Annotated in this window: 18 protein-coding genes, 1 tRNA gene and 1 pseudogene; 10 read left to right on the forward strand and 10 right to left on the reverse strand. The window is 48.9% G+C overall.

The window, feature by feature from the left end:
• The first annotated feature begins 4 nt into the window (after positions 1-4).
• Positions 5-865: a D-amino-acid transaminase gene (locus tag NAL19_RS14905; RefSeq protein WP_263057749.1), complete on the forward strand. Its 861-nt coding sequence runs from the start codon at positions 5-7 to the stop codon at positions 863-865.
• A gap of 81 nt (positions 866-946) precedes the next feature.
• On the opposite strand, the gene NAL19_RS14910 is transcribed toward NAL19_RS14905, so the two are convergent.
• Positions 947-3,400, reverse strand: coding sequence for a DUF3772 domain-containing protein (locus tag NAL19_RS14910; RefSeq protein ID WP_263057750.1), 2,454 nt, complete (start codon positions 3,398-3,400; stop codon positions 947-949).
• A 398-nt stretch (positions 3,401-3,798) separates the two neighbouring features.
• Here NAL19_RS14910 and NAL19_RS14915 point away from each other — a divergent pair.
• From NAL19_RS14915 to NAL19_RS14945, 7 genes are all read left to right on the forward strand, one after another.
• Positions 3,799-3,875: transfer RNA gene (locus tag NAL19_RS14915), tRNA-Arg, on the forward strand.
• A gap of 592 nt (positions 3,876-4,467) precedes the next feature.
• Positions 4,468-5,247: a 2OG-Fe dioxygenase family protein gene (locus NAL19_RS14920; protein WP_263057751.1), complete on the forward strand. Its 780-nt coding sequence runs from the start codon at positions 4,468-4,470 to the stop codon at positions 5,245-5,247.
• Positions 5,248-5,318: 71 nt separating this feature from the next.
• A complete protein-coding gene (locus tag NAL19_RS14925; RefSeq protein ID WP_263057752.1) occupies positions 5,319-6,458 on the forward strand; it encodes a trans-sulfuration enzyme family protein in 1,140 nt (379 codons plus the stop codon).
• A complete protein-coding gene (locus tag NAL19_RS14930) occupies positions 6,455-7,441 on the forward strand; it encodes a phosphotransferase (RefSeq protein ID WP_263057753.1) in 987 nt (328 codons plus the stop codon). The genes NAL19_RS14925 and NAL19_RS14930 overlap by 4 nt, the downstream gene beginning before the upstream one ends.
• 53 nt (positions 7,442-7,494) lie before the next feature.
• Positions 7,495-8,220: a hypothetical protein gene (locus NAL19_RS14935; protein WP_263057754.1), complete on the forward strand. Its 726-nt coding sequence runs from the start codon at positions 7,495-7,497 to the stop codon at positions 8,218-8,220.
• Complete coding sequence (locus NAL19_RS14940; protein ID WP_263057755.1) at positions 8,166-8,756, forward strand: hypothetical protein; 591 nt, start codon at positions 8,166-8,168, stop codon at positions 8,754-8,756. Before NAL19_RS14935 ends, NAL19_RS14940 begins: the two co-directional genes overlap by 55 nt.
• Positions 8,746-9,693, forward strand: coding sequence for a hypothetical protein (locus NAL19_RS14945; RefSeq protein ID WP_263057756.1), 948 nt, complete (start codon positions 8,746-8,748; stop codon positions 9,691-9,693). The genes NAL19_RS14940 and NAL19_RS14945 overlap by 11 nt, the downstream gene beginning before the upstream one ends.
• A gap of 130 nt (positions 9,694-9,823) precedes the next feature.
• On the opposite strand, the gene NAL19_RS14950 is transcribed toward NAL19_RS14945, so the two are convergent.
• The 9 genes and pseudogenes from NAL19_RS14950 to NAL19_RS14990 all read right to left on the reverse strand — a co-directional run bounded on the left by NAL19_RS14950 (position 9,824) and on the right by NAL19_RS14990 (position 18,957).
• Complete coding sequence (locus tag NAL19_RS14950) at positions 9,824-11,263, reverse strand: FAD-binding protein (protein ID WP_263057757.1); 1,440 nt, start codon at positions 11,261-11,263, stop codon at positions 9,824-9,826.
• On the reverse strand, positions 11,260-12,138 hold the full coding sequence (locus NAL19_RS14955) for a TauD/TfdA family dioxygenase (RefSeq protein WP_263057758.1): 879 nt from the start codon (positions 12,136-12,138) through the stop codon (positions 11,260-11,262). Before NAL19_RS14955 ends, NAL19_RS14950 begins: the two co-directional genes overlap by 4 nt.
• A 354-nt stretch (positions 12,139-12,492) precedes the next feature.
• On the reverse strand, positions 12,493-12,714 hold the full coding sequence (locus tag NAL19_RS14960; protein ID WP_010300175.1) for an acyl carrier protein: 222 nt from the start codon (positions 12,712-12,714) through the stop codon (positions 12,493-12,495).
• Positions 12,715-12,729: 15 nt separating this feature from the next.
• Positions 12,730-14,163: an AMP-binding protein gene (locus NAL19_RS14965; RefSeq protein ID WP_263057759.1), complete on the reverse strand. Its 1,434-nt coding sequence runs from the start codon at positions 14,161-14,163 to the stop codon at positions 12,730-12,732.
• A complete protein-coding gene (locus tag NAL19_RS14970; protein WP_225088195.1) occupies positions 14,160-15,278 on the reverse strand; it encodes a membrane-bound O-acyltransferase in 1,119 nt (372 codons plus the stop codon). The genes NAL19_RS14965 and NAL19_RS14970 overlap by 4 nt, the downstream gene beginning before the upstream one ends.
• 129 nt (positions 15,279-15,407) lie before the next feature.
• Entirely contained in the window at positions 15,408-16,544 is a 1,137-nt protein-coding gene (locus tag NAL19_RS14975; RefSeq protein ID WP_263057760.1) for a D-alanyl-lipoteichoic acid biosynthesis protein DltD, read from the reverse strand.
• Between the two features lie 816 nt (positions 16,545-17,360).
• Complete coding sequence (locus NAL19_RS14980) at positions 17,361-17,747, reverse strand: hypothetical protein (protein WP_263057761.1); 387 nt, start codon at positions 17,745-17,747, stop codon at positions 17,361-17,363.
• Positions 17,748-17,787: 40 nt separating this feature from the next.
• Positions 17,788-18,570 (reverse strand): annotated as a pseudogene (locus NAL19_RS14985) (LysR substrate-binding domain-containing protein); the annotation flags it as partial.
• Between the two features lie 63 nt (positions 18,571-18,633).
• Positions 18,634-18,957, reverse strand: coding sequence for a PTS lactose/cellobiose transporter subunit IIA (locus NAL19_RS14990; protein ID WP_225085332.1), 324 nt, complete (start codon positions 18,955-18,957; stop codon positions 18,634-18,636).
• A gap of 499 nt (positions 18,958-19,456) precedes the next feature.
• On the opposite strand from NAL19_RS14990, the gene NAL19_RS14995 reads away from it, so the two are divergent.
• Together NAL19_RS14995 and NAL19_RS15000 are read left to right on the forward strand one after the other, a co-directional pair.
• Complete coding sequence (locus tag NAL19_RS14995) at positions 19,457-20,473, forward strand: iron ABC transporter substrate-binding protein (RefSeq protein WP_263057762.1); 1,017 nt, start codon at positions 19,457-19,459, stop codon at positions 20,471-20,473.
• Positions 20,474-20,656: 183 nt separating this feature from the next.
• A complete protein-coding gene (locus NAL19_RS15000; protein ID WP_263059727.1) occupies positions 20,657-22,234 on the forward strand; it encodes an ABC transporter permease in 1,578 nt (525 codons plus the stop codon).

Genomic DNA, 22,234 nt, shown 5'->3' on the forward strand with positions numbered 1-22,234 from the left:
TGTGATGCAACGTCTTGTTTATGTTGATGGACAGTATCTGGAAGAAAATGAAGCAAAAATCTCTGTATTTGACCGTGGTTTCCTGTTTGCCGATGCCGTCTATGAAGTGACAGCAGTCATTGATGGCAAACTGGTTGATTTCCCCGATCATATCACTCGCTTGCAACGCTCCTGCCGCGAACTCTCACTCACGTTGCCTGTAGCTCCCGAGGCACTCAAAGACATTCACGATGAGTTGATCCGTAAAAATGACCTGCAAGAAGGCGCGATCTATTTACAGCTTAGCCGCGGTAATGCTGGCGATCGTGATTTCTATTTCCCTTCTGCTGACGTCAAATCCACGCTGGTGTTATTCACTCAGGCACGTTCGCTGGTCGGTAATCCGAAAGCTACAACCGGCCTGCATGTTGTCACTACCGAGGATATTCGCTGGCATCGCCGGGATATCAAAACCGTCAGCCTGCTCGCCGCCAGCCTGGCAAAAGAGTACGCCCATGCCAATCAGGCCGATGACGCCTTCTTTGTCGAGGAGGGGTTCATTACCGAAGGCAGTTCCTGCAACTGTTATATCGTCCTGCATGACAACACAGTTGTGACCCGCCCACTCAGCAACGATATTTTGCACGGTATTACCCGTCAGTCACTGCTCAAGCTGGCAGAAAAGGATGGCATTACGCTGGAAGAACGGTGCTTTACACCGGAAGAGGCTTATCACGCCAAAGAGATTTTTGTCAGCTCGGCCACCATGCTCGTCCTCCCCGTCGTGATGCTGGATGGAAAAACGATCGGTGATGGCAAGCCCGGAAAAATCACTCAGCGGTTGCGTGAAATCTATCTTGATATGATTAAACAACAGGGAAAATAGCCGCGCGTCACATCCTGCAAGCACGGCTTTCGATCTTCATCCGTTACCCGTTCAATGCCGGATAACGGATGACTAAGCGCACTACTTATCGTCACCCGAAATGCTGTCAGGCAGCGCAAAACCCGAGTTTTCCAGCACCATCTTCTGCGGTACGGCCAGCGGAATATTAGATTCCCGCAGCCGCTTGATGATTGCAAACAACAGATCGCTCTTCGCTTCCGATACCATTCTCGGGCTGCTGACATAGCCCGTTACGCTCAGCACCATGCCCGTTGGGTTCAACTGACTGAACTTCACTGACGGTGCTGGTGATTCCAGAATCGCATCGTGGTTGATATAAGCATCCAGTAGCAGCGCCCGGACCTCTTCAGGGTCGATATCCAGCGGGAACGTCAACGCCAGCGTGGCAACCCCAAACGGATTCCCCATCGTAATATTGCGCACATTCTGTGAAATAAATTGAGAGTTCGGCACGATCACCGTCGAACGGTCACCCAACTGGATTTCCGTTGCACGCACATTAATCCGCCGGATATCCCCTTCAACCCCGCTGATGCTGACCGAGTCCCCTACTTTCACCGGGCGCTCCGTCAACAAAATCAGGCCGGAGATAAAGTTCTTCACTATCTCCTGTAAACCAAAACCGATACCTACCGACAGCGCACTGACAATCCATGCCAGCTTGTTCCATTCAATCCCCAATGTCGCCAACGTCAGCAGGATAATCAGGATGTAGCCGATGTTGCTGAACAGCGTCACCAACGACGCTCGGATTCCGCGCTCTAACGTCGTTTTCGGAAGGAATTCATCTTCCAGCCAGCGTTTTGAGGAGCGTAAAACATACACCCCCACGACCAGAAAGAGCACAGCATTGACCAGATGTGCAGGCACGATGCTCAGCGTTTCCAGCCCTTTTCCGCCCCAGATTTCAACGGCTTTTTGCACCAGTTCCAGAGGCGTAGTGGTACCAAACGTGCCGTTAAGTAAGGCAACCGCTGCCATTAAGATTAAAAGCACTTTGCCGCTGGCCGACAGAATCAAGGTGGCCTGAGCCAGATGGCGGTCGTCCAGATTGAGCGAATTTTTCATCCGCTTGCCGCTGGCATTGTTAGGGGAAAAGAGGCTTTCGCAGATATCGGTAATAAACGTTGAGAACAAATACAGGCAGGAGAACACCATGCCAATCCACACCAGCTCGAACGCCAGAAAACGGGCCAGTGAGATATAACCGATAACCAGCGACACCAAAATCGAGAACGATGTCGCTAATACCGCAAGATGAATCACGCCGGATAACGTCGAACGGGCTTCCGGCTGCTCCCCTGAATGCACCATCTGCCGACGAATCTGATCGCTTTTCAGCGTTATCGTCCCTGCGGTGAACGCGAGGAACAGTGCAGATAAGCCGTTCACCATAATAGTTGCCGCGACCGATGTACCCACCGTCGCGGTCACTTGTTCAATAAAACCAAAGATCAGAATAATGCCTGCGGCAACCACAGGAAACGGCTTCATGGCTTTTGCGACGGGGTTAGCAATCGCAGGCAAACGCCAGGAAGGACGCTGATTCGAAAGAAACGCTCGCCCTAACCCTGCCACCATCGAGCAGAAAATGGCCTGTTTCACCAGCGCATCAAGGAACGACACGACGCGTTCAGAAGCCTCGCCGTGGCGCGTAAACGTAAAGTCGATCAGATTTACCGCAATACCGATCGTGACCACGGTTGAAATAACCGACGCTATGGCTAAAAAACTCCGCCGCAGACGCCCTTCCGGTAGCCAGTGAATTCCCGCCCAGGCCAGATATTTTTCCAAATACCGGCGCCCTGCCGAACTCATAACTATGGCGATCAAAATCAGGAATGCAGAACCGTAACGCCAGTCAGGTTCCCAGGCGACACTAAAGGCATCCCTGATCTGATCCTGAAACGCACTCAGGCGACGGACATCTTCAGCCTGCGGAGCCACAACCGGCGACCAGAAGCGCCCACCCAGAATACTGCCGGAATTCAATGCCAGTTGTGTTTTCAGCGCATTACGGCGCAGAGTAACAATTTGTGCTGACAAGTTAGTCGCGCTGGTGCGTAGAGCCTGAATCTGCTCGATCTGCGCATCCATTTTTGCTTTTTGCGCATTCAGGCTATTGCGCTTACGCGTCACTTCACTGGTTTCATTAATACTGGAGCCTGGCTCCGGCGCTGGCCCTAAAACGTCCAACTGAGCCTGAATTTGAGCGCGCTGTGGTGCCACCGCATTAGCAAGCTCATTGGCACTATTTACCAATTCCTGCGTGGTGTCATTCAACGCACCAAATTTGCTGTCGCTATTGGTGCCTGAAACCTGCTGCTTGATGTTATCTAACTGTTTTTGCAGCTTGACCAACTCGGTATCAACATTAATTTGTACTGGCGCATCGGTCTGCACAGGCTGTGGGTCAGGATCAGAATCCGCACTCGCCGCCGATGCATACCCAACAGGCAGCATCAACATTGCCAGCAAACAAACACGCAAGAATGCGGATGAAAGAATGTTCATAAATCAGAAGGTTCCAAAGTTCGACAAAATAGCGGATCCACAAATGACCGAGCGGTAAACCCGATACGTGAAAGCAGCCCACATTCATCCAAAACCCAACGAATGCGGACATAGTGTACCAACAGCGTAGGGTGCAGAATACGTCCGATCATAACTTGAAAAGAATTACTGAACGCATCCAGCAGATAAAACTGAAATTTTCACTGCTCTATGTCATTCATGTGGATGACGCTCGCAATTGTGCAAAAAAGTCACATCAGGAAAAGCGACATTCGCCAAAGTTGTACAGGGATTCACCGTATAGCGTAAATCCAGCGCCAACCCGTTGACTCATTGGGACGTGTGGGTATAATCCAGCCCACTGTTGTGACAAGCAGCAGCCACTTCTTTCGCGCAATGCGCCCTTAGCTCAGTTGGATAGAGCAACGGCCTTCTAAGCCGTAGGTCACAGGTTCGAATCCTGTAGGGCGTACCATTTCGAAGTAAACAGACGTCAGCCGACGTCTTTTTTTATGCCTAAAATTCAGTGAATTAGCTATAAATTCGCTGTTTTCAATCAACCAGACTCTACCGACATCTACGTACATCAAGTAGGATTTGTTGGTATAAGTGATGGTACAAGCCCGTTCAATGAATTCTTATACCAACAGCCAGCGTATGCCGACACCTCACTACCCAGCAAGGGTCACACTTGATCGCCGGAACCACCCAGCAAAAAGTCTTAAAAATCGTACCCGTTGCTATCGGCTAAACCCAGAACTGAATACGCATTGTGCGTATCGGATAGATAAAAAACTCATATGTTGAAAGTTCGTCCCTTAAGAAAATATGTAGACTATCTGTACAAATAAGAAAATTTATGTAATCATATGCAGACATTCTCAATAAGTAACGACAGATAATCATTAAGTCATTATATAACATGAAATATAAAAACGCTGCGAAGTATATTGATAAGGCGATAAATAACCAATAGGTAAGAAATAATAAACATTCCGACACTAAATCCAATCAATCAGCCCGATGGTGAAGGAACAACAATCTCTCTTTAAAAAGGAATTTTTACAATGGCTAATGGAATCCATTGCGAGTTGGAAAATAGACTAATTTGTCGCGTGAATGCCTATAAAACCATGATGAGCCAGGGTTATTGTCAGTTAGACTCAGATGATTTTAGCCTTACCGATGACCAGAAATCCGATTTACACATTATTCAAAGACATTTTGACTCACTGGCGCAGGATCCATACGACCAAAAATCGGGTCGTTATCGTCAGCACAGTAAGTATGTGCTGCTACCTTGTCTAGACCTCTTGATTCCCCAATCATCCGAGCATGCCTATTCTTATAAGCAAGACATTAATTTTAACGATGAAGTGATCGATAAGCCGAGAAAGTTTCAGCAGGTGCCGGACAAGATACTATCGAATAGGCTTATTACTGCACTCATTCTGCATGACTTTAAAAACTCGCCGTTGTATCAGTACTCCGATACCATCCCGATGGAAGTAGGCATCCACTTTATCCGTATGAAGGCAACGTTTGGTTCACCGAGCATCTCCGTTCCCAATCGACTGCATAAGGACGGCGAGCCTTGTACCTGGATACATTTGGTCAATCGCGACGGCGTATCCGGCGGTGAAAATATCATCACTGATAATACTCAGGTCAATGTCCTTTGTAATCAAATCATGCTCAATCCATTGGATTCTATCGGTATCGTTGATGACTTAGTCTGGCACCAGGTGAAACCGATTCACGTGGAGGAGCAAGGAAAGGTTGGTTATCGCGACGTTATACTCATTGACTTTACTCCGATGGCCGCCATACCAAATAGCCCAGAATAATTAAGAATCTATATCATCGACTTAATGCCATAGATAGGCATTCTTTTAATACGTAAAATCAGGTAGTCATCGTGCTAGCAAAAGAAACCCTGGCAGTTCACAGTGGAACAATTGTTGATGAAACGAACGGTGGAATCCTTTCTCCGCTATTTCCAGCGAGTTCCCACAAACATCTGGATATGGAAGAAGATGTATATCCAAGACACGGTAACTTAGCCAACCAACGCGCTGTCGCTAAGAAAATGTGCGCGCTCGAAAGCGGCGGCGAGGCCGCTTTGGTATTTAGTTCCGGAATGGCAGCCTTCTCAACCGCCATGCTGTCTCATTTAAAGGCCGGCGACCATATTGTTTTGCAAAACGGCGTTTACTCCGGCGCGTTTAAATTTATTCAGAATCACTTTGCCAAGTTAGGCATCGGCTACAGCGTCTCCGAGAGTTGTGAAGTCGAGAGCATCATCCAGTCGGTACAGGCAAATACTAAAGCGATATATATCGAAACGCCGACTAACCCACTGCTCAAAATTCTCGACATTGAGTTATTGACTCGCTTTGCCAAAAGCAAGGGGTTATTCACTATTATAGATAACACCATTGCGACCCCTATTAATCAGAACCCGTTGGAATACGGCGTCGATTTGGTGTTACACAGCGCAACCAAATTTTTGGGCGGCCACGGCGATGTGTCAGGAGGCATTGCGGTAGGCAGTGAAGAGTCCATCTCTTTAATGACCAATTATATGAACGACTTTGGCGGCTGTTTAAACGCCCAGTCATGCCACTTGCTGGAGCGAAGCCTTCGCACCCTGGCAATACGCATGAATACAATTAACCGCAACGCCATGGAGTTGGCCTTGCGCTTGAATGAGCATCCCAACGTGAGCAACGTTTATTATCCAGGGCTTGCGCATCATCACAACCATAGCATTGCACGTGAGCAAATGCGCGGCTTTGGCGGCATGGTCAGCTTTGAGATTGCCCAGCGATTTGACACGACAATTTTCCAGAAGAAGTTAAATCTTATCGTTCCGTCAAACAGTTTGGGTGACCTGGAGACAACATTAAATTCGCCTTACCAAGCCTCATCATCATTCAGAAGCCTTAGCGAAGCTGAACAGAAAAAATCTGGAATCACCAGGCAATTAATTCGTATGTCAGTTGGCATCGAAAACATTAACGACTTGTATGAAGATTTGCATCAGGCGCTCAAGTGAAAGATAAGGTTTTGGAAACGAACGTGGTAACGAATTTAACATTAAATAGTGATGAAGTGCGGCGCATAGAGTTTCTTTATGGCATAAACGTAAAAAACAGCACCTTTTTGGGCATGGGCTCAGGCAATACCAATTACTGTCTTGAAACCGATATCGGTCGCTGTGTATTTAGCATTATCGAAGAGCAGAACCGTGACGACGTTGAGATTATGGCTAAGACGCTGGTATGGCTAGAAGAGCATAATCACAAGACATCGTTGCTGATCAGACCCAAACAGCAAGGAAGCTATTCGATTATCTTAAGAGGGAAGTACTCACTACTGCGCTCCTACATGCTCGGAGCAGTGTGCCAGGATTTAAGCGCTTCCATGCTTAGGCAGCTTGGCGCCGAAACAGCGAAGTTGCACAGCATACCTTTGCCCAACTTTTTAAGCGATTCTGTTTTCTACGAACAGCAGAAGTTTATGGATGCTCTTGAGGCCAATATCGATAGAGATTACGAGCGTTGGGCCAAGGGCAGACTGAAGGCGCTTGCAGTGGGAACGTTCGGTGACCTACCAACCTCGATCATTCACTCCGATCTCTTTTATGACAATATGCTTTTTGACGGCGATCGACTCGTCGGTATGATTGATTTTGAGTTAACCTGTATTTATCACTCGGTGTTTGATATTGGCATGGCAATCGTCGGCACCTGCAGCACTGATGGAAAATTATCCGCGGAAAAAGCGCACCACCTCATCGCCGGCTATCAATCGATCCGAACGTTGAAAAACAGCGAGCTCGACGTTCTGCAAAGATATACGGAATACGCTGCCATCCTGACTTCTCTTTGGCGCTATTGGCGCTATCGAATCTATCAGCCAGACGATGTTCGGGCGGATAAATTCCGCGAAATGGTTGTTCTAGCAAATAGCATAGAATCCACCAACTTCAAAACGATTACCGATGCTCTTCCATTAACAATTAACAGCAAGCCGTGATTAAAAGCTTAGTGCTGGCATTCCCCTTTTTATCGCATGGAGTTACTCGCTGCATGGACATGACAGAAACAAACAAGATCGTAATTCTCGTTGACGCTTACTCATCGGGCAATGGATTAGCCCCTGAATTTAATCAGCAAGGCTACCGCTGTGCACATATACAAAGTCGCAGTAACCTTCCTCAGAAACTGCTGGACAGCTATCAGACCGATGATTTCTTTATCAACCTGCTATACGCTGGTAATGAGACCATCAAGCAGCTCGAGAGCTATGACATAATCGCGGTGGTTGCAGGCAGTGAAACAGGGATTGAACTTGCCGACCGTTTGGCTGAGGTGCTTGGGCTTCCCGGTAATAAGACACCGAGCAGTCCTTCCCGGCGCAACAAGTATTTGATGCAGGAGAGCCTGAGAAACAGCAACCTGAGCCATATCCCCACACATCGCCTGACCAACCCAGATGAGGCGGTTCGGCATGCCGCCGACTTGTTGAAGACATACAACAAATTGGTCTTAAAGCCCGCTGACAGTGCAGGTACGGACTCCGTATTTGTGTGTAAAACCATTGAAGAGGTTATGACGCACGCGACTAGTCTGTTCAAAAAAAGCAATCAGCTTAATTTGAAAATGAAATCCTTATTTTACAGCCCTTTATCGAGGGTGAAGAGTATGTTGTGGATACCGTTAGTTACAATGGGCATCACAAGATTTGTGCGGTATGGAAAATGGGCAAAGGCAGCTACAACGGCTTCGATTCTATCTGTGAGTTCACAGAGCTGACCTCACTTGACGAGCGGCAACACACAATACTCAAAAACTATGTCTTTAACTGCCTAAATGCCCTCGGTATCGACTTTGGAGCCGGCCATTCCGAACTATTCTTGACCAAAGACGGCTGGAAACTAATCGAAACCGGAGCCAGACCTCATGGCGCTGGCTTCCCTGCACTGTCATCTCTGGCACTTAAGCGAACACAAATTGACGAGCTGGTCCTGAGCATCTGTTCAAGCGACAGCTTCCTGTCATCTGTTGATGAGCACTATCAGCCGTTAAACCACCTGAAAATTAAGGAGCTGATCTCTTTTAGCGCAGGCAAGGTAAAATCGCTGAGGCATATCGATACCATCGTCAATCTGCCATCCTATAAAAAGTCGAACATGCCGAGTGTTGGTCAGGAAATAAAACGCACGACCGATGTGTTCAGTTCCCCAGGCTGGATTGCTTTAAGTCATCCCAATGCCGATCAGTTGGATGCCGATTATCAGCGCATCGTTGACCTCGAAAGAAAGGGCATGTTTGATCTCTATGACAACTAAAATCAAGATGTCTGGCCCAGCCTATATACTTGGATATTGTATTTTGGGCGCGGCAATAGATGTATTGCTCTCTGGCCTGTTGCAAAGCATCGACCTGTTTGTTTTGTTGTTTTTGACCTTCGCCTTAACTTGGCTGGGATTCTTCCTAGCCTCTGTTTTATTCTTTCCAGTCAGGCTGAAAACGGTTATTGGCTCTTATCAGATCATTATCTTATTGAATATATCAACGCTGGGTTCATGGCTAGGGCTTTTCATTGGCTTAAAATGGACCGAGCCCTCAATTATGGTAGCCATCATCTTTGGCCTTAGCCCGATAATCTCTGTTCTCATCGAAATTTATAACAGAAACGCCATTGGCGTAAAAAACATCGTCATATCCGTATTACTCGCTTTTATTGTGACCCTGCTGATGATTCTGGCGGTAAAAGGCCAGAGGTTTAACCCGTTTGACTCAGACATGACGTTTGTCTTGGCACTTGGCTTGGTCTGTATTATTACCTCAGCCTGCCTGACCAGCGGCACCTACATCGCCAAATCACTTTCCAGTAAGGGATTTAATGCCGTAAACGTGCAGTCGTTCAGGTTTCCACTGCTGATTTTAGTATGCTTTGCCATGTTACCGAGCGAGCACGTGCTGCCCTGGATACAGTCCGACTTTTGGATGTATCTGCCAGTCATTGTGATCTTGGGCAATATACTGCCGCTATGGATGCTCCAAAAGGGCATTGAAGTCACCAGCGCATTGACGACGAATATAATTATTAATATTTCCCCCTGTATCACGCTGCTACTGGAGATGTTTGATCCTTCGATCGCTTACAGCAATATGAAGCTATTGGTGTTACTCATGCTGATGCTGGTTATGCTTATCGCCAATGACGGTACCAGCAAATTTGTCATCGGCAAGCTTAGAGGCAGGGTTGAAAAGATCCGTTAACCCCTTCCCCTTAAAAGTCAGCACGATAAGCTATAAAAAGACTATTACCGTTTAGCGTGGTCTCTTCTGCTTTCACTCTGCTTAAACAGAGGAAAATAGGCTCAGTGCAATTTCACTGAGCCGGCGGTGTTTATAGTGGTGAGGTTTGCCAGCCACTAAAGTAGTGACCAATCGCGGAAGAGTGGTCGAGAGGGGCGGTGGCGGCGATATAGCCATCTGGCCGAACTAACAGGTACTGATCGGAATAAGGGCTACTTCCCGTTGCAACGTGCAGGACATTGACGATATCAGGCAGTGATGCAGGTACAGCTGCCGTGCCAATGATGAGCAAACTGTAATGGTGATAATTTAGCTGTGAGTAAATGCGGTTTGGCTGACTGGATTGAGAATCACGCCACATAAAATCATGCAGCCTGTCGCCAACACACCCCTCTTCTCCATAACGAACGCCCATACCCGTGATGTAACCCGCACGTTTTTCGACAATCTTGACGTAGTCATCGGCATGGGTGCCGGTATCTGAGGTTTTGGTTGAACGCACGAGTTCCGCTGACGTTTTTACCACTTCCAGCGCGACCGCTTTTCGCTCTGTTTCGTAAGTCTGTAATAACGTTTGGGGCGCATGATGATGGGTAATCATCGCGATTTTCCAGATGAGGTTAAAGGCATCAGCCAACCCGGTATTTAACCCTTGCCCACCATTTACCGAGTGAATGTGGCTCGCATCACCAGCGATAAATATTTTATTTTCAAGGTTATAGTGTTCTGCTACAGACTCTTTAACCGAGAATTGTGAATACCACTCAATAGACTTGAAGCGCAGACGGTGTGGTTGCAGAGCATGGTTAATTTTATCTATCGCCTGCTGTTGCGTGAAATCCTCACTTTCCATCTGGATATAGAAACGATCAATCTTACCTTCACGTGGTATCCAGGCGACATCGGCGGTTTCTGCCTGGAAAACAATAATTTCCGGAACTTTGGGAAAATCAGTGTCTATTTCGCCATCAATCACTGCCCAGGTAATCTGTGGTCGAGTAATCTCAAACGGGATAGCGAAGTGTTGGCGCACAAACGATCGTGACCCATCGGCGCCAATCACGTACCGGGAGCGAACTACCTCACCGCTGGAAAGCGTGGTGAGGCAGCCGTCTTCCTCTAACACAATATCTTGCACGGCGGTATTGCGGCGCACGGCTTTGTTTAATTCGGTGAGCTTAGTATCGAGCGCCTGTTCTACATAAGCCTGACCAATCATTAAGAAATGTTTGTGAAAACAGCCTTGTAGAGCCTCCCACCAGGTAGACTGGCGTGAAATAAACTTGCCTTTTGACCAGACAGAGCTGGTATTGCAGGTTTTACCCAAGGGGTAAAGCTCATCGAATAAACCTATAATTTCAAGCAGTTGCAAGCTGCGGGCGTTTAGCGCATCAGCACGGCCGACCGTTAGCGGCCCTTGCGATTTGTCGATAATGACGGTGCTTAAACCGGACAGATGGGCAAGATAAGCACAGGCCAAACCGACCGGCCCCGCGCCGATAATCATGAGATCAACATGCTGTGGTTTCATGACGGTTGCACCAAATGTGGGTTATTCAATGGCTGTTTAGCATGGATATGCACCCGGCGGAGATGGCGACCACTTTGGCTCGAATAAGATTCTCGGCCGTGTAATAACGAGTAGTTATCTGCAATCGCAATATCTCCGCTTTGCCACTGGTGGGCATAATAAACCCGTGGATCATATAAGGCGTCTTGCAAGCTGCTGAGTAGGTGTTCTTGCTCTTCAGGTTCAATACCTGAGAAGTGATAAGTCGATGGATTCAGGAATTCTTTATCGCCCGCAATCGGTGGCTCACAAAAACGAATGACGGGATAAGTGCGGTAGGGGTGCTGTTCTATAATAGGCGCCTGTGCGGTACTGCTGTACAACTCGACTGCACGCTGATACTGACCGGTTGCACGCTGCCACAATGCTTTGGTTTCGGGTGATGCCAGGCGTAACGCCGCGGTGGTACTCGAAAACGTGGTTCTCCCCCCCTGCTCTTTACCAATGGCTGATACGCATTGGAAAACTTGTAGTTCAGGCACGGTTTTCAGGTACATGCCATCCCAGTGCAAGGGGACATAGTTGTTAGCAAAGATATGGTCGGTCGCATCGGGTTGTTCAACCAGTTCTAACACAGAGCCAAACGGCCATTGCATAATGTCACCCATGGCTGTGCAGTATGTTGTTAAATTTTCTGCACTGGTAAAGCTATCAAAGCCCCGCAGTATCACTAATTGCTGGGTTTCTACGAGTGTACGCAGCCAGTTAGGTGATAATTCGCCAATATGCACGCCTGACTGTTTAGGTTCAATACGTACACCAAAATGACAGGTTTCACCTTGAGAGTTAATTAAAGGTTGATAATCAAAGCGATCTTCTAAAGTGAATGAGTCCATTTTACTTCTCCGTGTATTATCCATTGCTGAAAGATCTTTCAGATAATATCGGCAACAAATATTCAACACCACGGATACAATTATAATAATTAGGGTGATTTGAATAGAGAATCACTCTCTCCCTATTTTTTCACCAATAGATAATAGACCTTAATAAAAACCCATAAAAAAACCCCAGATAAATATCCTAATACCGATCGTTTAAGAATCGAGATACCGGGAGCTACCACGGTGCGAGGTATCCCTACGGGAACCTCATCACCGTGTTTCCCCCTAAATCCATGCTTAAGCGAACAGCATTACAGATAAATATCCAGGGTTTTTAAATCATGAAAAACCGTTGCCATTTCAGGCTTAGCCGCGGTTCTCTTCAATGTAGCGAGCCAGGTCCGCAGGGGTTTTCAGAACGGTCGCGACTTCGGTCGGTGGGATCACGCAGCCGTAAACATCCTGCACTTCCAGCACCAAATCGACCGCCAGAATAGAGTCGAGAATATCAGACTCAATCAGCTCATCGTTAAAGCCCACTTTACGGGATAAGATCTTTTCAAACAGCGCGAGTATTTCTTGTTCCATCATTTTCCTAAGTCATTAGATCGTGCGGGCATGGGTGTCCAGCAGCTTACGGTCGATTTTGCCGTTAGGATTAAGCGGCAACGCATCTTTGATAATAATTTGGGAAGGTACCATATAGGGCGGAATCACCTTCGAGAGCGATGTTTTAATCACTTCTGGCGCTAAGTTCGTCACGCAGAACGCCGCGATACGCAACACACCGCCGCCCGATTTCATCAGCGGCAGAACCACCGCTTCGCTGATGTCGGACATCGCCAGCAGGCGGTTTTCAATCTCGTTGATTTCAATGCGGTAGCCATTCAGTTTGATCTGGCTGTCATTACGACCCTGACAGTATAGCAGCCCGTCCTCGTAGCCCAGATCGCCGGTTCTGTAACCCCGATACGCTTCACTTTCCCGATGCAGCAATTTTTCCGCATTCTCTTTCGCCAGCCCAAGGTAGCCGCGCATCACGTTTTTACCCCAAATGATCAGCTCACCTTCAGCGGTAATTTCCATTCTGGAATCCGGCATCATCGCACCGACCGGCAGCAGATCGTTGTCACTGTGCAGGATTTCATCGGTGATTTCGATGACGGTGGTCGCGATAGTCGCTTCCGTTGGACCATAGGAATTGAGAATTTTGGCGTGCGGGAAACGGCGGCGTAGCTGTTTGACCAGCGCTTTATTCAGTACTTCACCAATGAACACAAAAACGTTGAGTTCAGGTAAATATTCACTGTTGAACTGGGGGGAAAGCAGCCTCTGGTAAGCGAAAGACGGCGTTGACACCCAGGCGGAAACGCCGTTGTCTTTCAGGCGATCGAGCCAGTTTTCTGCCGCGATATCCTCTTTCGCATTCAGAACGATATGTCCTCCGGTTGCCAGATTTGCCAGCAGCGGGATCAACGAGAGATCGAAGCTGAACACCGCATGGTTCATCAGCACTGGCACGTCCGGTAGCGCAAAGTCCTGACGCACCCACTTCATGAAGTGCCACAGACTTTCACGTCCAATCTGCACCCCTTTCGGTTTTCCGGTGCTGCCGGAGGTGAACATAATATAGGCGAGATCCTGCTCGACCAGCGGCTGTGCGGCTTCTCCGGTCGCAATGAACTGTCGGGTCGCGACATCGTAATAGTAAGGGGCGCTCGCCAGATGACAAATCTCGTTAAGCCGCTCCTGCGGATAGATGCAGTCCACCGGGATATACGGAATGTTATGCAATAGGCAGCTATAGATCGCCACGGCAAACTCCGCCTGCTGGTGCCCATATAACACGACCGGCGGCCCCGCAGGTTGCCGACATTGCTGGTAGCGCTGCGCCCAGTCTGTCACGGCAACGGATAGCTGTTGCCAGGTCATCGCTTCATCGCTGCCACTAATCGCCAACCGATCGGGGTTAGCGGGGTTAAGCAATGCCGCACGGAGGAAATCTTGCAGTTCCTGAAGCTCGCAGTGTTGGTTCATAGAGGAGACATTCCGCTAAAGATGTAAAGGGAGGCCGCAGCGCTTGCCAGCGTCAGAATACGACCGATGAACGCAATAACCGGATGATGTAGACAATTGCTCAGCGCAGGGCTGCGTTTGGCTGACCACAGCAACATGTTATGAGCAACGGAAATGGCGCCAAACAGCGCGCCGCTGATGACATAGTGTCTTTCAAGCCCGTTCCATGCCCCCATACAAAACAAGGTGCAGAAGATGCCAATATTCTGCGCCAGCGTTTTGTTCTGTCGGAAAAAGTCGAGCTTCATCAGATTCATATAAATTGGCATAAAGACCACGTCCCTCAGCCATTCAGACAGGCTGATGTGGAAGCGCCGCCAGAAATCCTGCGGGTTTTTAGCCAGAATAGGCAGATTAAAGTTCGCCGGGATATTCAGGCCAAATAAGCGCCCTGCCCCGATAGCCATATTGCTGTAGCCGGCAAAATCAAAATAGAGATAGGCGCTGTAGGCCAGCGACATCACGACGCCCACGCTTAACGTAAACGGGCGCTGGCTCCACGATTCAATCACCAGGTTATTGATCAGCATGGCAAATAAGAACTTCTGAATAATGCCGGTAAAAATTTGTTCCATCGCCACTAAAAACTGCTCACGGGTAATGATGAAGACGGGCTTATTAATATCATTAACCCATGTCCGCCAGCGATACATCGGGCCGGCCAAAATAATAAAAGGCATAAAGAGATAGCAGAAGTAATGCAGGAAATGCTGCCCGTCTTTTTTGCTGCGATAAAGCAGCACATCAATGGCGCGGAAGGTCATAAAGGACAGACCGATCATGCCCCAATGGTTATTGAGGTGTAATTTCACCAAAAACAGCGGCAGCAGCGTCAGGCTGACCGCCTGCCAGGTTTTTAACCAGCCTTTCTCTTTTAAGGTCACGAGAATATAAAAGCTCAGGAAAACCGCCACGGGAACAATGTAATCCCCCTGGAAAATATATCCCCAGCCCAATACCGCCAGCACGGAAAAGGCGGATAAATACGTCAGTCGATAGCTGAATACGCGATTAACCAGCGCGAACAGTAACGCTGATGAAAACAGAAGGAAAAAAAACATTCCGGAGCTGTACATCATTTATCCTTCAGAATTTTTGATATTCAAAATGCACTTTTAAACTCATGCTTTCATCAACAGAGGTCCATGCAACGATGGTGACTGCCAGAAAGAGATAAAGGAAAAAAAGGCGAATGGCGGTTTTCATCATTTAAAACTCTCAGCAATAAATTGATCCATCGCGACCCATGCCGGATCGGTTGGGTGCAGGCGATCCCAATTCCAGCCGTTCTGATAAGGCTGCGCATACATATCAAAATAGCGAACCTGATTTTCTTCCAGCATCGTTCTGATTTGGCTGTCGACGGACTGGAATTTCTCGGAATTCTTAATCGCCCACGGATTAATCGGATCGACAATGACCACAAACTGGGCGTTGCGTGCTTTCAGCAGTTGGATCGTCGCCCGTAATGCCTCCATTTGTGCTGGCACAATCGGCGCGTCATCCCACTCTTCCTGCGTTGGATCGTCTGCAAAAACAGACTTATCCATCCACAATGTATCTGCACTTTGCTGGCGGGACTGGTTGAGCACCCGAGCCTGCTGCAACTCGCGAGGCCAGTCGGGGACCGTGTTGACCGTTGGCTGCTGAGGCCACGGTTGTGTCGGTTGGGGGATAATGCCCAGCATCGCCAGCCAGTCGTTTTTTATCAGCTCGCAGAAATTAGCAAATTGATAACTCACTTCCTGCCAGATAATTTGCGGATCCCAGCCATAGACTTTCATTTGGCCGAACGTTAAATGGCTGATCTCGTCTTTATCAATATGGCGTAAGTAATTGACCAAAAAGGGGCGCGTCTGGTCATCCTGCATCAAAGGATTAAAAATAGATGCCGGAAAATTGTTGGCGAAAATTGCCGGAGGAATGCCGTCTGAATAAAAGCTATCGGGCGCCAGCAGTAAAACAACTTTACTGTTAGCGTTCAGCTCATTTTTAAAACGTGAGAGCAGTAGAAAATGCGTAACGTTATCGACATAGCTATCGCCATAGGCCACGACCGGGCGCTGTAGCTGGTTATTAAAATAATTATAGACAGCGTAATGTTCATCTTCAGATGTGGAAACTTCGGACGCCCCGAGAAAGAAAATTGCATTGCCCTGCAACGCATGAGAAAGGGTGGCGATCTTTTCCTTTTGCTCCTTTTCTGTCCCTTCCATGGTTTTAATCAACGGCAGGAACGTCAGCGTCGGATCCACGCTTTTCACCAGCGGAGGAACGCTAAGCAACAGGATGGCAAGGGTCGCCATCAGGATATGTAGGCAGAGAGTATTTTTGATTTTCATTATAAAATAAGGCTACATGATATTTATTGTTTGAAATTTGTGAATTTTTATCTTCACGGTAAATCAATCCCTGTGTTTTTTGGGATTATATACCAGGCTTATCGCCGATGATGAGCGTTGCTGTGTAACGGTATGTACAGTGTTTACATCCGTCACAATAATCAGGCTGATAACCCGGTAAGAGAAGGGGTTTCCGGCATTCAACCTCACTTGCGCCGTCAGAATATGCCATAGCCAACGCGCGTTGACAGGCACCGTACACTCAGGATTATGAGTGATTTCAGGAGTGATTGAGTTCAAGAATCTTTGAGGCGATGAATAAGTGTCATAATAGCGCGATTCTCGCCTTCCTTTTTTATTTCATCTGACAAACCGTTCACTTAATGTTAGCTTAATAAATTCGTAATATTGCCTGCCCGCCCGGTATACCTTTCCCGGTTTACAGAGTTATCTGTCATTGCAAAAAAAGTAAAAGGAGGGTTGATGAAACGCTACCAAGCCAGTATCCGGCAGCTATTAATTACCTCGCTAGCCCTGTTTGCTATCGCCTGTTCATCGGGTGCAGCCCCCCCCAACAGATGAAACGCCAGCGTGTATGAAGTACCGTTCTATGATGACAGCGCCCTTGCCACCAGCGGTGGTGATGAGGCTAAAAAACCAGTGTGAACAGTCCAGATATTAATACGGTGGTATTTTATCCGCGGCCAAAAAGGAATCGTTTTATTTATAGAAAATAGGGTTATCCATAAATAAAAAGATTCCTTTAAGAGATAAGCTAACAAATAGCAGTCATGATTAAAATGGCCGCTATTTATATCACGTGGCTACTTGCTCCAAATCGCCATAAAATGAATACGGATAGCCATTTTCCAGCCACTCAGCTTCGTCAACGACACAGATACCGTCCTCTATATAAATATCTGATGCCATTATTTTTATTGCAAAGCCATTGGTTTTATATTCCGAGCGATAATTATCATAAGTGATTTCACCTCTGCCAAAATAATCCTCGAGCGCTTCCCGCCATACCAGCTCTATCTCAGCACTAAACGGGCCACTCCCCATTTTCCCTTTCAGGCTGGCGATAATCCTTTTCTTCTCAACAAAAACCCACCTTACCGCATCCAGCGTCCAGGCATCGTCGCTCACGCTAAACTCACCGGAAAAAACATCGAAACACGCGTCATTCTTATCAGAGTGCATTTCATTTCCTTGAATATTAAAAAAATCAACATTCCAACCGCTAACGCGGGTAGCGCAGCGCTTCCACAAACAGTGAGAAGGCGGTGGTGTGCTGTTTACGGCTGGGATAGTAAAGATAGTAACCTGGGAATGGCGGACACCACTCCGTCAACACCCGAGTCAGGCGTCCGCTGGCAATCTCATCTCGCACCGCATCTTCCGGCACATAAGCCAGACCTAGCCCGATGAGTGCCGCATCGACTCGCTGACGCAGACTATTCATCGTCAGTTGTCCTTCAACACGCACCTTGATTTCCCGACCGTTTTTTTCAAACTCCCACGCGTAGAGCCCCCCCATCGTCGGTAAGCGCATGTTGATACAACGATGATGCTGCAAATCCTGTGGCGTCGTCGGGGCGGGATTACGCGCGAAATAATTCGGGGAACCGACCACCGCCATACTCATTTCCGGTGCGATACGCACGGCGATCATGTCTTTCGCCACCTGTTCACCCAGGCGAATCCCCGCATCGAATCGCCCAAGAACAATATCGGTTAACGCGTTATCTACCGTAATTTCGACGTTAATATCGGGGTAATTTGCCAAAAATGGTTTTAACACCGGCCATAAGAGGGAATCAACGGCATGTTCCCCCGCCGTGATGCGAATATTCCCCGCAGGCCGCTCGCGCATATCGCCCAGCGCCACCAGCTCGTTTTCAATATCTGCAAAGCGCGGGGCGAGGCTATCTGCCAGCTTCTTCCCTGCTTTCGTTGGCGCGACGCTGCGTGTGGTTCGGGTCAGTAAACGCACGTCCAGTCTCTCTTCCAGGCCACGAATCGAGAGAAACAGCAAAGCCACTCAGCGTGAAGACTGAATGGCTTTTCTACTTACTCTGCGATGCGGTTAGCGTATGTGGAGATTAACGCCAGAGACCTCTTTCCTGAGCTCGATAATCTCTTCAGCCAGTTCACGGCACAGCATCGCGTTCATCAGATGATCCTGTGCGTGCACCACGATAAGCTCGAGAGTCGTTTTTTCCTTACTCTGGTTGCCAATGAATCCGGTCTGAATCAATTGTGCCCGGTTCAGCGCCACCGCAGCCATTTTTAATAATTCATCGACATGATCCCACTCCCCTCGGCGAGCGGATCTCAGAGCTTCCATTGCGCAGGAACGTGTTTCGCCAGATTTAACGATGAGCTCAATCATCCGCGTTTCTACATCCATTTTTCACTCCCCCGAATATCAGTTGCTGTGTCACTTTTTTGTCGGTCAATTAACCCCAAATTGCAGACAAGCGCACGTGACACCGAAGAAATACGGTGCATTTGTTGTATCGCTACTCACAGCCTGCACAGTAAATATAGATGATGAATCAGGATTTGTTTCTGTAAATCATGATGTTATATCTCATTTCTGGTGAAATAAATTTCACACACGTACCCGACTGTTTTTTAAACCATGGGTTTATACAATTTCACACTGTGACATGGACTGAAATAAAGTGATGACCGCTATGTCACACCCAGCAAAACCTTAATTTAACCTTAAGAAAGCGAAATAATAATAACTATCATTATTATTACCGATATGTAGAATCCCTCCTCGACTGCCGCTACATATCGGCCAGTGTCGCTAAAATAGCGTGGCTATCGTGAGCGACACACGGGCTTACATGTAGGCCAGCAATACGCAAACACGACAGGTATTGATAAGGGTAAATAATATGAAGCTTGGTTTTGGATTACTGAGTTCAGCCGTTTTATTCGCTTCCGGCTTGGCTCTCAGCGCGTCGGCAAATGCAGCAGAAAACGATGAAGGGATTGTGATTTACAATGCCCAACATGAAAACCTCGTGAAATCCTGGGTTGACGGTTTTACCAAAGAAACCGGCATCAAGGTAACATTGCGCAATGGCAGCGACACCGAATTGGGCAACCAACTGGTGCAGGAAGGGAAATCATCCCCTGCCGATGTGTTCCTGACCGAAAACTCACCGTCAATGGTGCTGGTCGATAACGCCGATCTCTTTGCTCCGCTGGATAAAACCACCCTCGCGCAGGTGCCGTCTGACTATCGTCCGTCCCACGGCCGCTGGATCGGGATTGCCGCGCGCTCCACCGTTTTTGTCTACAACCCAACCAAATTTACCGACGCGCAGCTGCCGAAATCTTTAGCCGATCTGGCGCAGCCAGAATGGAAAGGCCGCTGGGCCGCCTCCCCGTCTGGTGCAGATTTTCAGGCCATCGTCAGCGCCTATCTGGAGCTGAAAGGTGAGAAAGCCACGCAAGACTGGCTGAAAGGCATGAAAGAAAACTTCACCGCCTACAAAGGCAACAGTACGGTGATGAAAGCCGTAAACGCGGGTCAGATTGATAGCGGCGTGATCTATCACTATTACCGTTTTGTCGATCAGGCTAAAACCGGTGAAAACAGTAACAACACGAAGCTGTACTACTTTAAACATCAAGATCCGGGCGCGTTTGTCAGCATTTCCGGTGGCGGCGTACTGGCTTCCAGCAAACATGCGAAAGACGCACAGGCCTTTATTAAGTGGATTACGGGCAAGTCCGGTCAGGAAATCTTGCGCACCAACGATGCCTTTGAGTACGCCGTTGGCGTTAACGCGGCCTCAAATGACAAACTGGTTCCGCTGAAAGATCTGGATGCACCGAAAGTCGATGCCGCCAAGCTCAACAGCAAAAAAGTCGTGGATCTGATGACACAGGCAGGTCTGCTGTAATCGATAGATCGTAATACGTCGGTTATCACACATCGATTGCTATACATCAATTGCACGGCATCGATGGTAACGACAGCCCTTTCGTCAGGGCGTTCCCGCCCTGACGAATCATCACCCAGAGAGCCTGCTCAGCAGGGTCTCACCGTCACCACACATCGTCCTGACGAGGCAGCAACAAGCCGTATGACAAACGTTAGCTACAGCGAAACCACCACGCTCACCGCATCCTCTCCGCCACGGCGTAAGCCAGCCGCATTGCTGACCCTCGTCGCCCTGACGCTATCCCTGCTAGGGTTTATTCCACTGGGATTTGTGATTGGCGTAAGCATTGATACCGGTTGGGAAACGGCGCGCGTCCTGCTTTTTCGCCCGCGCGTCGGCGAACTGCTGACCAACACGGTGCTGCTGATCGCCCTGACACTGCCCATTTGCACCGTTTTAGGCGTGCTGCTAGCCTGGCTAACGGAACGTACCACCCTGCCCGCCCGGCGTCTGTGGTCACTGCTGCTCACCGCACCGCTGGCGATCCCCGCATTTGTGCAAAGCTATGCCTGGATCAGCGCCGCTCCCGGTCTGCACGGTCTACCGGCTGGCGTGTTTTTATCCGTCGTCGCCTATTTACCGTTTCTGTATTTACCCTGCGCCGCAACGCTACGACGGCTTAATCCCGCACTGGAAGATGTCGCCGCCACGTTGGGCATCCCCCCTGTGACCGTCTTTTTTCGCGTGGTACTGCCGCAACTAAAGCTGGCAATAGGAGGCGGACTGCTGCTGATTGCGCTGCACCTGCTGGCGGAGTATGGCCTGTTCGCCATGATCCGCTTCGATACCTTTACCACCGCGATTTTCGATCAGTTTCAGTCAACGTTTAATGGCCCGGCGGCCAATATGCTGGCTGGCGTACTGGCACTGCTGTGCCTGTTTCTGCTGTGTGCCGATGCGCGCGTACGCGGCGTCACCCGTTATGCACATGTCGGTTCCGGCGCACCGCAGGCTGTCACGCCAATACGCCTGTCGCCGCTTTATCTTTCACTGGCGTTGCTGCTACTGACAGCGCTGGTCGTGCTAACGCTCGGCGTGCCTTTTATTACGCTGTTTCGCTGGCTGTGGTTTGGCGGCTGGGAAGTCTGGCTGCGCCGCGAGTTGCTCGCTGCGTTTCGCCAGACCATGACGCTGTCGCTGAGCGGTGCCGCACTGACGACGCTGGCGGCGATCCCGATGGCCTGGCTGACGATCCGCCACCCCAGTCGCCTGTATCGGTTGCTGGAAGGATGCAATTACATCACCAGTTCTCTGCCGGGTATCGTCGTCGCGCTGGCGCTGGTGACCACCACGATTCACCTCATCAGGCCACTCTACCAGACTGAATTCACCGTACTGCTGGCTTATCTGTTGATGTTTATGCCAAGGGCGCTAGTTAATCTGCGCGCGGGTATCGCGCAGGCGCCCGTGGAGCTGGAGCAGGTCGCGGCCAGTCTGGGGCGTTCACCGTTGCAGACGCTGATGACCGTGACCATTCGGCTGGCCGCGCCCGGCGTCGCCACCGGGGCAACGCTCGTCTTTCTGGCGATCGTCAACGAACTGACCGCTACGCTGCTGCTGGCACCCAACGGCACCCGCACGCTGGCAACCGGATTTTGGGCGCTCACCAGTGAGATCGATTATCCCGCGGCGGCACCTTACGCGCTTATTCTGGTGTTACTGTCACTACCGTGGACCTGGTTTCTCTACACGCAATCACAAAAAATGGCGGGGCTATAA

The sequence above is a fragment of the Pectobacterium sp. F1-1 genome, assembly GCF_025643735.1.
GTDB classification, from domain to species: domain Bacteria; phylum Pseudomonadota; class Gammaproteobacteria; order Enterobacterales; family Enterobacteriaceae; genus Pectobacterium; species Pectobacterium colocasium.